The following is a 12,673-nucleotide window of genomic DNA, read 5'->3' as shown; positions in this document are numbered from 1 at the left end:
GTGCATCAGGCGCCGGGCTTGATGTAGCTCTTGTAGATCCAGCCGTGCTTGCCGTTGTAGACGATCTCGCACCACTGCTTGCAGCCCATCAGTTGCACTGAAGTCCGGGCAGGCACAGTGCCGATGGGGGTAGCTCCCTTCTTCGGGGCACTGCGCATGGTCACAGCCCTGAGGATAAGGCCGCTGCCCGCCGCCGCTACCTTTCGCGGCTTCGCCTTGGCATTGTCGTCTTGTGCATTTGCGGGTTTTTGTTCCGGTGCTTGCGGCTGCACCTCCGGGATGGCCGCGGTCTGCGCGCCGTCCGGATTGCTGCTTGCCGCCGGTGCCGGCGCGGCAACCTTGGCAAGTTCGGCGGTGGCGTCGGTATCGGTCGCCGATTGTGCGAATGCCGCCGTGGTAGCCGGTTTGTCCGGCGCGGGCTCACCCTGGCTGGCCACTTGGCTGGAGGCTGCTGCTTGATCGGCATCAGGGGCCGCAGAAGCGGCCTTTGGCTGTGCCCCGGTCCAGCGAGGATCATTGGCCGCGAGCGCTTGTATGTTTGCTTTCGCTGCCGCCACGGTCGGTGACACCTGGTCGGACTTTCGGGCCGGCTGCGGCACCGTCGCCGCGGCCACCGTGGTTCCGGCAGGGACGATCTTCATTGTCTTCACCGGAATGGTCGGAATGCTTTGTTCCTGGCTGGCGGCTGCCTGCCGCTCGCTCGTCGGCAATGCCAGCCAGAGCGCCACCGCGGCCACGCCGAGCAGCGCGGCGGTGCCGACCGCTGCAATCACCAGATGCGAGTTCGAACGGACTTCCTGCCAGAAGGACGGCCGCATGTCGTATCCAAACTGCATGGCAAAGCGCCGACGTTCCGGCGTACCGAAACTGAAGGGCTCTCTCACTCTTGCCACCTCCATAAGCGGGCCGGTGTTCTTTCGATCGCTGCCGGAAGTCCGGCGTCTGATCGGCATCGGTCCCAAAAACAACGCGGACAAGCCCGCAGCAATCCCCGAATAATCGCCCAGAAGCGGGAACCTTTCGCCCGCGATTGTGGCATCAGTACGCCTTAACTGGGGATTCTGCGCCTTTGCCGGCATTTGCGCAACGTGCCGCTAGGGCAACAAATGTTACAATGAATATTACAATATTACATGAGGTCGTGATGGCGATCTGATCCTGCCTGAAGCGCATCGCGTCGAAACGGATTCAGGCGGCGCGGTTCTGGCCTTGTTTTCATGCATGTCGTTCTCTCAAAACCGGGGGCCACTTTTGGGCGACATGCACTAAATTCTGTCGCGCAGCGCGAACCAGTTGAGCGCCAGGAAAAGCAGCGGTGTGCGGAAGCGTCGACCGCCGGGAAATGGCGGAATTTTCAGGTCCTCGATCAGCTTCAGCCGGTCGCGATTGCCGGCAACGGTCTCGGCATAGAGCTTGCCGAAGAAGTTCGACAGCAAGACGCCATGGCCGGAATAGCCGCCGGCCGAGATCACATTGGGCATGACTTCGCGCACGAATGGTTTCCGCGGCACGGTTATGCCGACATAGCCGCCCCAGCCATGGGTGATCTCGATATCCTTCAATGCGGGATAGAGTTCCACGATCTGGCGGCGGATATGGATGTGGATGTCCTTGGGGTCATTGACGCCATAAACCTCGCGTCCGCCGAACAGCAGCCGACCGTCCCTCGACCGACGGAAATAGCGCACGACGAAGCGGGAATCATCGACGGACTCGCCCCCGGACAGCACTTTTGAATCTGTCCCCAAAGGCACCGTCGCACCGATGAAGGAGCCGATCGGCATGATGTGCGCCGCACTCACCGGCTCAAGCGTACCGCCATAGGCATTGACCGCGATCAGGCACTTTTGGGCCGTGACCGTACCTCTTGGCGTCGAAACCTTGACTATGCCGCCTGCTGAAACGATGCCTGTCGATGGCGTCCCTTCGAACAGCTGCGCGCCGGCCTGTGCCGCCACCCGCGCCGTGCCGATCACCAGCTTCATGGGATGGATGTGGCCAGTGCCGGTGTCGCGCGTGCCGCCGAAATAGGCGCTCGAGCCCAGCCGCTCCGCTGTCTCCTTCGCGTCCATGAAGGAGATATGCGGATAGGAGAAACGGCTGGCCATGATCTCGGCATGGGCCTTGTAGTCGTCGACATAGCGCGGCTTGTGCGCGACCGAGAGCTGGCCCGGCATGTAGTCGATATCGATCTGATTGATTGCGACGAATTCGATGAGATGCGCCTTCGCCTCCTCGGCGAGATCGAACAGCGCCTTGGCTCGGGACAGACCGTATTCGGCCTCCAGGTCCTCGGCCCAGGCGCGCTGCCCGGTGCCGAGCTGCCCGCCGTTACGCCCGGAAGCGCCGTCGCCGAAACGATACGCGTCGATCAAAACGACATTCGTTCCAGCCTTGGCCAGATGCGTTGCCGCCGACAGACCGGTGAAGCCACCACCGATGATGACGACGTCACAGATCCGGTCGCCGTCAAGCGCCGGGTATTCGGGTCTAGGCCCCGCGGTTTCTTCATACCACGAGCGGCCGGGAGAGATCGGAGATTGATAACTCATGATGGGTCAGACGTTGAGTAGAAGGTACTCCCGCTCCCACGGACTGATCACTTCCATGAACGTCTCGAATTCCGCCCGCTTGATCGCCGCATAGGTGGCGGCGAAGGACTTGCCCAGCAGCGCGCAGAGTTCCTCGTCGCCCTCGAACAGGTCGACGGCTTCTAGCAGGCTGCGCGGCAGGTCGATCTCGTGCGCGTTGGCGGTGGTGAGCACCGGAGGCTCGGCCTTGAGCTTGTTGGTGATGCCGATCAGTCCGCAGGCAAGTGAGGCCGCCAGCGCCAGATAGGGATTGGCGTCGGAGGACGGAATGCGGTTTTCGACGCGCCGCGCCGCGGGATCCGAACGCGGCACGCGGAACGCCGTGGTGCGGTTATCATAGCCCCATTTGTTGTTGACCGGAGCGGAGGCCGCCTGTGTCAGCCGGCGGTAGGAATTTACGTAGGGCGCGAACATCACCAGCGCGTTCGGCACGTGCTTCTGCATGCCGCCGATGAAATGGAAGAACTCCTCGGTTTCCGAGCCGTCTTCGGCCGAGAATATGTTCCTGCCCGTCTTCTTGTCGACGATCGACTGATGGATATGCATGGCCGAACCCGGCTGGCCCTGGATCGGCTTGGCCATGAAGGTCGCGTAGATCTCATGCTTGAGCGCGGCTTCGCGAATGGTGCGCTTGAACATGAACACCTGGTCGGCGAGCTCGATCGGGTCGCCATGGCGCAGATTGATCTCGAGCTGGCCAGCGCCCTCTTCGTGGATGAGTGTGTCGATCTCCAGGCCCTGGCTTTCGGAGAAATGGTAGATGTCGTCGATCAATTCGTCGAACTCGTTGACGCCGGCGATCGAATAGCCGGCGCCGCCGCCGATTGCGCGCCCCGAGCGGCCGACGGGCGGGGTCAGCGGATAGTCCGGATCCGGATTCTTGCGCACCAGATAGAATTCGATCTCGGGTGCCACCACCGGCTTCAGCCCAAGCTTGTCATAGGCGGCAAGCACGCGCTTCAGCACATTGCGCGGCGTGAATTCGACCGAGCGGCCATCCTGGTGGACGAGGTCGCAGATGACGGCGGCCGTCGGGTCTTCTTCCCAAGGCACCACCGTCAGCGTCGACAGGTCCGGCATCAGCTTGAGATCGCCATCGTCTTCCGGATAGTGGAAGCCATTGCCGTCTTCAGGATAGCCGCCGGAAATCGTCGTCATGAAGACGGCCGAAGGCAGCGCCAGCGAGGTGTTGGAGGTGAATTTCTTCGACGGCATCATCTTGCCGCGCGCAACGCCAGCCTGATCAGGCGTGATGCATTCGATGTCCTCGATGCCGCGCCATTCCAGCCATTCGCTGACTTCCTTCCAGTTCTTCACACCACGCAGGTTTTTCACGAAGGCAGGCGTGCGCGCCCGTCCTCCGCGGCTCGACGGACGGACTTCCTTTTTTGCAGGCGGCATCATTCACCAGATTGGGTTGCGGATTTCGGAGTATAGCCGTGCCCCCCTGTGGAAGGGAAGGGGAGCCGCCGCCGGCATTTGCCACTGAGGTTGAAAATCGCGCCGGTCGGCTTAGGTTCGGGCGGCTCGCAACCCGGAAGGCATCGATGCGAAAAAACAGCGAACTGACGACCATCGGCTTCGATGCCGACGACACGCTTTGGCAGAACGAACAGTTTTTCCGCATGACGGAAAAACGCTTCGCCGCCATGCTTGCCGACCATGGCGAGGAGAAACGGATTTCGACGCGATTGCTCGAGGCCGAACGGCGCAACCTTGCCGTATATGGCTTCGGCATCAAGGGATTTACCCTGTCGATGATCGAAACGGCGATCGAGGTCACAGACGGGCGGGTGCCGGCCGCGGTCATAGCGGAGATCCTCGACGCCGGCCGCGAGATGCTGAGCCACCCGATCGAGGTCCTGCCGCATGTGCGTGAGACGGTGGAAAAGCTCGCAGGCGATTACCGCCTTGTGCTGATCACCAAGGGCGACCTCTTCGACCAGGAGCGCAAGCTGGCCGGCTCCGGCCTCGGTGACCTGTTCGACGCGGTCGAGATCGTCAGCGACAAGAATGCCGCGACCTATGCGCGCCTCTTCAGCCGCCACGGTGACGGTCCGGCAAAGAGCATGATGGTCGGCAATTCGCTGAAGTCGGACGTGGTGCCGGCGATCGAGGCCGGTGGCTGGGGTGTCCATGTGCCACACGAACTGACCTGGGTGCTCGAGCATGTCGAGGCGCCGGTCGCCGTGCCGCGATTCCGCCAGATCGCCGATCTCGGGCTATTGCCCGAATTGGTCGAAAGTATCACGAGTTGATCGTGGTTTAGCGGCTGATCAGGCGATCGATCACCGGTTGCAGCCGCTCGGGCGTGATCGGCTTGGCGACCACGACGTCAATCACGCTTGACAGGCCCAGGCTCTCCGGCGTGCCGGTCTTGGTTGAAAGCAGGATGACGGGAGGATGCGATTTGCCCGAAGCCCGCCGCAACGTTTCGATGCCGGACATCAGAGTGTCGCAGTCCTTGTTGTCTGCGCCGCCGTCCAGCACAATCACGCCTGGCACCAGCGTCCGCAAGGTTTTCGCCGCCATATCGGGCGATTCCGAGATCGGTCTGAGCCCGGATCGCTCGACGATCTTCGACACCACCACGCGATTGATCGGCGATTTCGCGACAACAAGCACTTGCGAGGGACTGCGGGTCATCTCGGCGCTTGAATCCTGGGTCACCAGATTCGGATGTTTTGCGGTCTCGCCCTCGCTATTCACTGGGCACCCAAGTCGGCCAAGAAGCTCCCCCCTATTTCAATGCAGAGTTGAATCTGGCCGACAATTGGCGTGAGATCGCACCCCATGTCAAGTTGAAATAAAAGGCCTTTGGAAACTCTTCCTCCGACAGTGGAGCCAAGCAACAGTACTGTACTGCCCTGTCCATGGATTGGTTGCGTAAAAATAAGATTCACCTGCGCATACGCTGCGCAGGTGAAGGGTCGGTTGCAACGATTTCCGGTCAGCCATGGCTCTGCTGGGTGACGATCACCGGGATCAGCAGATCGCCCCAATTGCCGTCGCCGCCATGGTGCCTGGCCGAGCGCACGAGTTCCACGGAAACGCCCGCCTCGACCGCCTTCATCACCGACTGGTTCAGTCTGTGCAGGTCGTTGGCCAGCATCCGGATCGTCGCCTGCTGGTCGACGCTCATCGTCGTCGATTGTTCTTCCGCCCGTTCCTTGACGCGGCTTATCGATGCCATTGGTCTTCTCCTGTGTCTGAAGCCCTGGTGGGCGTTTCCTCGGTGTTTTCTGATCCGCTATTCGGCGGCCGGCTTGAACTGTGCGTGCTCGGTCGATTCATGCATGGCGGTGGTCGACGACTTGCCGCCGGTGATCGCCATCGACACGGCGTCGAAATAGCCGGTGCCGACTTCGCGCTGGTGTTTGGTCGCGGTGTAGCCATTGGCCTCCGCCGCGAACTCGGCTTCCTGCAGCTCCGAATAGGCTGCCATCTGCCGTGCCTTGTAGCCACGCGCCAATTCGAACATGCCGTAGTTGAGCTGGTGGAAGCCGGCGAGCGTGATGAACTGGAACTTATAGCCCATGGCGCCGAGTTCCCTCTGGAATTTGGCGATCGTCGCGTCGTCGAGATTCTTCTTCCAGTTGAACGAGGGCGAGCAATTATAGGCGAGCAGCTTGCCCGGATGATGCTTACGCACACCCTCGGCGAATTTCTTGGCCTGTGCCAGGTCTGGCTTCGAGGTCTCGCACCAGATCAGATCCGCGTAAGGCGCATAGGCGACGGCCCGGGCGATGCAGGGCTCGATGCCGTTCCTGACCTGGTAGAAACCTTCCACCGTGCGGCCGGCTGCGTAGTCGACGAAAGGCTGGTCGCGTTCGTCGATATCGGATGTCAGAAGCTTTGCGGCCTCGGCATCGGTGCGCGCCACGACCAGCGTCGACGTGCCCATCACATCGGCTGCCAGCCGCGCCGCATTGAGGTTGCGGATATGCGCGGCGGTTGGGATCAGCACCTTGCCGCCGAGATGGCCGCACTTCTTTTCCGATGCCAGCTGGTCCTCGTAGTGGACGCCGGCGGCACCCGCCTCGATGAACGCCTTCATGATCTCGAAGGCGTTGAGCGGTCCGCCGAAGCCGGCTTCGGCGTCGGCGACGATCGGCGCGAACCAGGTCTCGACCGAAAGCCCGTTGCCCTCGGAGGTCTCGATCTGGTCGGCACGCTGCAGCGTGCGGTTGATGCGCTTGACCAGTTCAGGCGCCGCATTGGCCGGATAGAGCGACTGGTCGGGATACATCGCCGAGGCTGTGTTGGCGTCGGCAGCGACCTGCCAGCCCGACAGGTAGATCGCCTTCAGCCCGGCGCGCACCTGCTGCATCGCCTGGTTGCCGGACATGGCGCCGAGCGCGTTGACGAAATCTTCTTCGTGGATGAGTTTCCACAGCCGGTTGGCGCCCATTTCGGCCAGGCTCTGGCGGATCTGCACCGAACCGCGCAGCCGCTTCACATCCTCCGGCGAATAGGGACGTTCGATGCCGTCGAAGCGACCTTCCGGCGCCGAGGGAACGAGATTGTAAAAATCAGTCATGGGTCACTCCGAAGGATTGCTGCACTACGTCCGGTGGCCAATCGTTTGCCCCCGTTGGAATGTGACTGAATTTACATTGCGGTGCGAAATGAGCCAGATAAATCAACCAATATGGCAGGATATAAGGGAAAACCTGTATTGTGTTTGACAGAAGGCTCTTGTAAATTTGTCACGATTGTAAAGGTGCCGGTGGCATGGAGTGCCGCCAAGTTGTGTAAATTCCTGTCAGGGGCAGTCGATGGCCGACCAGAAGATTTTCGCAGGGCCGCGCATCCGCCGCATCCGCAACGCCAAGGGCCTGACCCAGACGGCGATGGCCGAGGGGCTCGGCATCTCGCCGTCCTATCTCAACCTGATCGAGCGCAACCAGCGGCCGCTGACGGTGCAACTGATCCTCAAGCTGGCGTCCGTCTACAAGGTCGACCCGCACGAGCTGCAAGGCGAGGCAAGGGGGTCGGTCGCGGCCTTGAAAGAGGTGTTCGCCGATCCGCTGCTGGTCGGCGAACTGCCCGGAGACCAGGAACTGATCGAACTTGCCGAGGCGGCGCCCAATGCATCCGCCGCCGTGATAAAACTGTTCCGCGCCTATCGCGAGCAGGCCGAGCGGCTGTCCGACCTCAACGAGCTTCTGGCGCGCGAGGGGCGGGCGACGGCGCTGTCCGGTGCTCGCCTGCCGATCGACGAGGTGCATGAGACCTTCGAGCGGCGGTCGAACCATTTTACAGCACTCGAGGAAGAGGCCGAGGCGTTCACCTATGTGCTCGATCCCGGCGACGATTTGTTCGGTGCACTGAAGGCCTGGCTAAAGCGCGAATACGGCATCGTCGTCAAGGTGCTGCCGGTCGCCACCATGCCGAACTGGCGCCGGCGCTACGATCGCCATTCGCAGCGCCTGTTCCTGTCTGAGCGGCTGTCGCCGTTCGACCAGCTGCGCGAGGTGGCGATGGAGGCCTGCCTGATCCGCATGACGGTTGCTGTCGCAGGCGAGATCCAGGCACTCAAGCTGAGCACCGACGAGGCCCGCCGTCTCGCCCGCTTCGAGCTCGGCCGCTATGCCGCGCATGCGCTGATGATGCCTTACCAGGCCTTTCATGCGGCTGCCGTTCGTGCCCGCTACGACATCGATGTCCTGCGTTCGCGCTTCGGCGTCTCCTTCGAGCAGGCGGCGAACCGGCTGACCATGTTGCAGCGGCAGGGCGCGCCGGGTGTCCCCTTCTTCATGCTGGAGGTCGACAATGCCGGGAACCGCTTTCGCAGGGCCGGCAGCCAGGGCTTTCCGCACAGCCGCTTTGGCGGCGACTGCCCCAAGCTGCCCGTGCATGCCGCCTTCTCTCAGCCCGGCCAGATCTTCGTCGAAGCGGTGGAAATGCCCGACGGCGCCGAGTTTCTGTGCATCGCCCGCACATTGGAAGGGCCGCAAGGCGCGTTCTCGGAACGTCCGCGCCGCACCGCGCTGCTGCTCGGTTGCGACATCGGCTTTCGCGACGACATTGTCTACGGCGCGGCTCTGCCCGGCGCTGCGGCTGCGGGAAAGTCGGGACAAGGCACCGTCGCGGCGACGCAGGTCGGACCTGCCTGCCGGCTTTGCGAGCGCGTCGGCTGCCTGGCGCGCGCCGAGCCGCCGGTGACGCGTCCGCTCGGCCTCGACGAGATGGTGACGGGCCTGAGCGCCTTCGATTTCCAGTAACGCGGCAGCAAAAGGTGCCACAATCGTCGCCGGTGTCTGGATCACCCGCGACTCAAGTCTTTGCGTTACGCGAACAGAGCAGTTTTTTGTCGTCCCTTGCGCATCGTCCCCTCCACAAAAGCTCGACAGTCGCGCCCATGACAGACGCAGCATCATCGCCCGGCCTTGTTACTTCGACATCCTCGCCGCGCGAGGAACGCGTCGGCATGCTTCTGGTCTTCCTGTCGGCGCTGATGTGGAGTTTCGGCGGCACCATCGCCCGCTTCATCACCGTCGGTGACAGTTGGACGGTTATCTTCTGGCGCTCCGTGTGGGCCGCCGCTTTCCTGCTCTCCTTCATGGCCTGGCGTGACGGCTGGCGCGGCATGCTGAGATCCTTTCGCGACATGGGCCTGCCTGGCCTTGCCGTCGGGTTCTGCTTCGCCATCGCATCGACCGCCTTCGTCGTGGCGCTCGCCTACACCACCGTCGCCAACATCCTCTTGATGCAGGCTGGCGTGCCGCTGCTGGCGGCGCTGTTAGCATGGGCGCTGTTTCGCGAACGGGTTGGTGTCGTGACCTGGGTGGCGATCGCCGCCGTCATCGCCGGGGTCGCCATCATGGTGTCGGAATCGCTCGATGGCGCCGTCTCGCCCATAGGCGACGGGCTGGCGCTGCTGATCGCGTTCATGTTCTCGATCGCCACCGTCATCACAAGGCGGTTCGCCAGCGTGCGCATGACGCCGGCGACCTGCCTCGGCACGATCCTGGCCGCGGCCTTTGCCGCCTCGCAGGCGTCGACCTTCACGGTCTCGGCCGGCGACATGGGCTTTCTGTTCGCTTTCGGCGTGGTCAATCTCGGCATTGGCCTTGCCTTCTTCGCCACCGGCGCGCGGCTGATCCCGGCCGCCATCGCGGCACTGCTCGGCACATTCGAACCAATCCTTGGGCCGATATGGGTCTGGCTCGTCCATTCCGAGGTGCCGTCCGGGCGCACCATCGTCGGCGGCGCGGTGGTGGTCACGGCGCTGCTCGTCCATATCGGGCTCGAGTTCAAGCGCCAGGCACGGCCGCAGCGGGCAGGGGTCACCGGGGTGCCGTCGCCGAATTGATGCAAGCCGCTGAAGCTTTGCCATTGACAACGTCGCCGCCGCCCGGGCAGGCTGTGAGCACGGCAACAACAAGACAGGCGTATCTTGCCAAGTCTCCCCGCCGGTCCGATCGAGACCGGTCCATATTTCTGTATTTCGGTCCGCGCGGCGGCGAAAGCTTCTGACGGCATCGTGATTCCTTCCAGTCCTGGACAATTGCCCAGTCCGGGGCAATTGCGCGGCCGCGATCGGCGCGCCAATTGGCGCTTGTTGTCCCCTGGAAAGCTCAATAGTCTGAAACAAATGCCCGGCCGCGCGCATGTCGCGACGAGCCGGCGATGGAACACTCACCAAAGGAGAATAGCATGATCCGCAAAGCGCTCTGGCTTTCGGCAACCTCGGTATTTCTGACATTGTTCACGCCTGCCGGGCACGCCGAGGACCGCGTCGTCAATGTCTTCAACTGGTCCGATTATATCGACCCGACGATCATCGACGACTTCACCAAGAAGACCGGCATCAAGGTCGTCTACGACACGTTCGATTCCAACGAGATCCTCGAAACCAAACTGCTCGCCGGCGGCAGCGGCTATGATGTCGTCGTGCCGAGCGGCAATTTCCTTGCCCGCCAGATCCAGGCCGGCGTGTTCCAGAAGCTCGACAAGTCGAAACTGCCCAACCTCTCCAACATGTGGGACACGGTTTCGGAAAGAACCGCCAAATACGACCCCGGCAACGAGTTTTCGATCAACTACATGTGGGGCACGGTCGGCATCGGCTACAACATCAAGAAAGTGCAGGCAGCGCTTGGCACCGACAAGATCGACAGCTGGGACGTGTTCTTCAATCCCGAAAGTCTCGCCAAGCTGAAGGACTGCGGCGTGTACGTGCTGGATTCGCCGGCTGACATCATTCCAGCGGCGCTGAAATATGTCGGCCTCGACCCGAACAGCACCTCGCCCGACGACATCGCCAAGGCCGAGGAAACCCTGATGAAGGTCCGCCCCTTTATCAGGAAGTTCCACTCGTCCGAGTATATCAATGCCCTCGCCAATGGCGACATCTGCCTGGCGGTCGGCTGGTCCGGTGACGTCTTCCAGGCCCGCAATCGTGCGGTCGAGGCCAAGCAAGGTGTCGAAATCGGCTATTCCGTGCCGAAGGAAGGCGCCCAGATGTGGTTCGACCAGATGGCGATACCGGCCGATGCGCCGCATGTCGCCGAGGCGCATGAATTCCTCAACTACATGATGACGCCGGAAGTGATCGCCAAATCGTCGAACGCCGTGCTCTACGCCAATGGCAACAAAGCCTCCCAGCAGTTCGTCGACAAGGCCCTGCTGAGCGACCCGGCCGTCTATCCGGACGACGCGACCTTGCAGAAGCTCTACACGGTCTCCCCCTACGATCCCAAGACCCAGCGCGTCATCACGCGCACCTGGACCAAGATCGTCACCGGCCAGTAGACAATTCGACACGGACCCCGGCAGCCAGCTGCCGGGGTCGATTTCTCTGCAGCAATTCCAGGAAAAGTGGGGGAACGGTTTTCCGTCCGGAATTGCGTCAAAACCAGGAGATGGAGCGGTTCTGCGTTTCCGAGAAACGATGAACAGCGCCGGGGAACTACAAAGCACGGAGTGGGGATATGAAATCGCTTGGCAGCATCCGCAGGGATTTCGCGCCATGGAACGACCCGAACGCCAAGCCATATATCCAGTTCGACAACGTCACCAAGAAGTTCGGTGACTTCACCGCCGTCAACAATTTGTCGCTGACCATCTTCGAGCGCGAATTCTTCGCCCTGCTCGGCGCCTCGGGTTGCGGAAAGTCGACGCTTCTGCGGATGCTTGCCGGCTTCGAGGAACCGACATCAGGCCGTATCCTGCTCGATGGCCAGGATCTGCGCGGCATCCCGCCCTATCGCCGGCCCGTCAATATGATGTTCCAGTCCTATGCGCTGTTCCCGCATATGACGGTGGAGAAGAACATTGCCTTCGGCCTCAAGCAGGAAGGCATGCCGGCGCCCGATATTGAAAAGCGCGTCGCCGAGATGCTGAAGCTTGTCAAGCTTGAGCAGTTCGCCAAGCGCAAGCCGCACCAGCTGTCGGGCGGCCAGCGCCAGCGCGTCGCGCTGGCCCGCTCGGTCGCCAAGCGGCCGAAAGTGTTGCTGCTCGACGAGCCGCTCGGCGCTCTCGACAAGAAGCTACGCGAGGAAACCCAGTTCGAGCTGATGGATTTGCAGCAGAACCTCGGCCTCACCTTCGTCGTCGTCACCCACGACCAGGAAGAGGCGATGACGATGGCCGATCGCATCGCCATCATCGACAAGGGCGAGGTGATGCAAGTGGCGACGCCGGCCGAGGTCTATGAAGCCCCGGCCTCGCGCTTCGTCGCCCATTTCGTCGGCAATGTGAACATGTTCGAGGGCAAGGTCTCCGAGCGGTCGGCCAACACCACCCGCATCACGGGCGCAACAGGTGCCCAGATCGTTGTCGAAAACAGCGCCGCTGCCGCAGCCGGTTCCGATATCGTCTTCGCCATCAGGCCGGAGAAGATCAAGATCTCGTCGAAGAAGCCGGCCGATGCCGTCAATGCGCTGGAAGGCGAGGTCTACGACGTCGCCTATCTCGGCGACATGACCGTCTACCACATCAGGCTGGATGACGGGCAGATCATCAGGGCAAGCGCCTTGAACGCGGCGCGCGTGACCGAGGATCCGCTGACCTGGAACGACCGCGCCTGGGTCTCCTTCCGGCCGGACGCCGGCGTCGTGCTGGCGCGGTAGGGG

At 62.2% G+C, this 12,673-nt stretch carries 11 protein-coding genes; 5 read left to right on the top strand and 6 right to left on the bottom strand.

Annotated features, from left to right (window positions below):
* Window positions 1–5: 5 nt before the first annotated feature.
* The 3 genes from HGP13_RS32525 to HGP13_RS32515 all read right to left on the bottom strand — a co-directional run bounded on the left by HGP13_RS32525 (window position 6) and on the right by HGP13_RS32515 (window position 3,995).
* A complete protein-coding gene (locus tag HGP13_RS32525; protein ID WP_246707200.1) occupies window positions 6–884 on the bottom strand; it encodes an SH3 domain-containing protein in 879 nt (292 codons plus the stop codon).
* Window positions 885–1,265: 381 nt separating this feature from the next.
* The gene (locus HGP13_RS32520) at window positions 1,266–2,552 is read right to left on the bottom strand and encodes an FAD-binding oxidoreductase (protein WP_172233767.1); all 1,287 of its coding nucleotides are present in this window, start codon (window positions 2,550–2,552) and stop codon (window positions 1,266–1,268) included.
* Between the two features lie 6 nt (window positions 2,553–2,558).
* Window positions 2,559–3,995, bottom strand: coding sequence for a glutamine synthetase family protein (locus HGP13_RS32515; RefSeq protein WP_172233764.1), 1,437 nt, complete (start codon window positions 3,993–3,995; stop codon window positions 2,559–2,561).
* Between the two features lie 143 nt (window positions 3,996–4,138).
* On the opposite strand from HGP13_RS32515, the gene HGP13_RS32510 reads away from it, so the two are divergent.
* Entirely contained in the window at window positions 4,139–4,849 is a 711-nt protein-coding gene (locus tag HGP13_RS32510) for an HAD family hydrolase (protein ID WP_172233761.1), read from the top strand.
* A 7-nt stretch (window positions 4,850–4,856) separates the two neighbouring features.
* Here HGP13_RS32510 and HGP13_RS32505 read toward each other — a convergent pair whose 3' ends face one another.
* The 3 genes from HGP13_RS32505 to aceA all read right to left on the bottom strand — a co-directional run bounded on the left by HGP13_RS32505 (window position 4,857) and on the right by aceA (window position 7,131).
* Window positions 4,857–5,237 (bottom strand): response regulator, encoded by a 381-nt coding sequence (locus tag HGP13_RS32505; RefSeq protein ID WP_246707199.1) that lies wholly within the window; start codon window positions 5,235–5,237, stop codon window positions 4,857–4,859.
* A gap of 304 nt (window positions 5,238–5,541) precedes the next feature.
* Complete coding sequence (locus tag HGP13_RS32500; RefSeq protein ID WP_006202762.1) at window positions 5,542–5,784, bottom strand: hypothetical protein; 243 nt, start codon at window positions 5,782–5,784, stop codon at window positions 5,542–5,544.
* 57 nt (window positions 5,785–5,841) lie between these two features.
* Window positions 5,842–7,131, bottom strand: coding sequence for an isocitrate lyase (gene aceA / locus HGP13_RS32495; protein WP_172233755.1), 1,290 nt, complete (start codon window positions 7,129–7,131; stop codon window positions 5,842–5,844).
* Window positions 7,132–7,369: 238 nt separating this feature from the next.
* Here aceA and HGP13_RS32490 point away from each other — a divergent pair, with 238 nt between their 5' ends.
* The 4 genes from HGP13_RS32490 (at window position 7,370) to HGP13_RS32475 (ending at window position 12,670) form a co-directional block, all read left to right on the top strand.
* Window positions 7,370–8,818, top strand: coding sequence for an XRE family transcriptional regulator (locus tag HGP13_RS32490; RefSeq protein ID WP_172233752.1), 1,449 nt, complete (start codon window positions 7,370–7,372; stop codon window positions 8,816–8,818).
* Window positions 8,819–8,955: 137 nt separating this feature from the next.
* Window positions 8,956–9,909 carry a DMT family transporter gene (locus HGP13_RS32485; RefSeq protein WP_172233749.1) on the top strand — a complete coding sequence of 318 codons (954 nt, stop codon included), beginning with the start codon at window positions 8,956–8,958 and terminating at the stop codon, window positions 9,907–9,909.
* A gap of 344 nt (window positions 9,910–10,253) precedes the next feature.
* Window positions 10,254–11,351, top strand: a complete 1,098-nt coding sequence (locus HGP13_RS32480; protein WP_172233746.1) for a polyamine ABC transporter substrate-binding protein — start codon at window positions 10,254–10,256, stop codon at window positions 11,349–11,351.
* A 179-nt stretch (window positions 11,352–11,530) separates the two neighbouring features.
* Window positions 11,531–12,670, top strand: coding sequence for an ABC transporter ATP-binding protein (locus HGP13_RS32475; protein ID WP_172233743.1), 1,140 nt, complete (start codon window positions 11,531–11,533; stop codon window positions 12,668–12,670).
* Window positions 12,671–12,673: the final 3 nt, after the last annotated feature.

Origin of the sequence: Mesorhizobium sp. NZP2077 (genome assembly GCF_013170805.1) — a bacterium.
Classification (GTDB): Bacteria; Pseudomonadota; Alphaproteobacteria; order Rhizobiales; family Rhizobiaceae; genus Mesorhizobium.
This window is presented reverse-complemented; position numbering and strand designations above follow the sequence as displayed.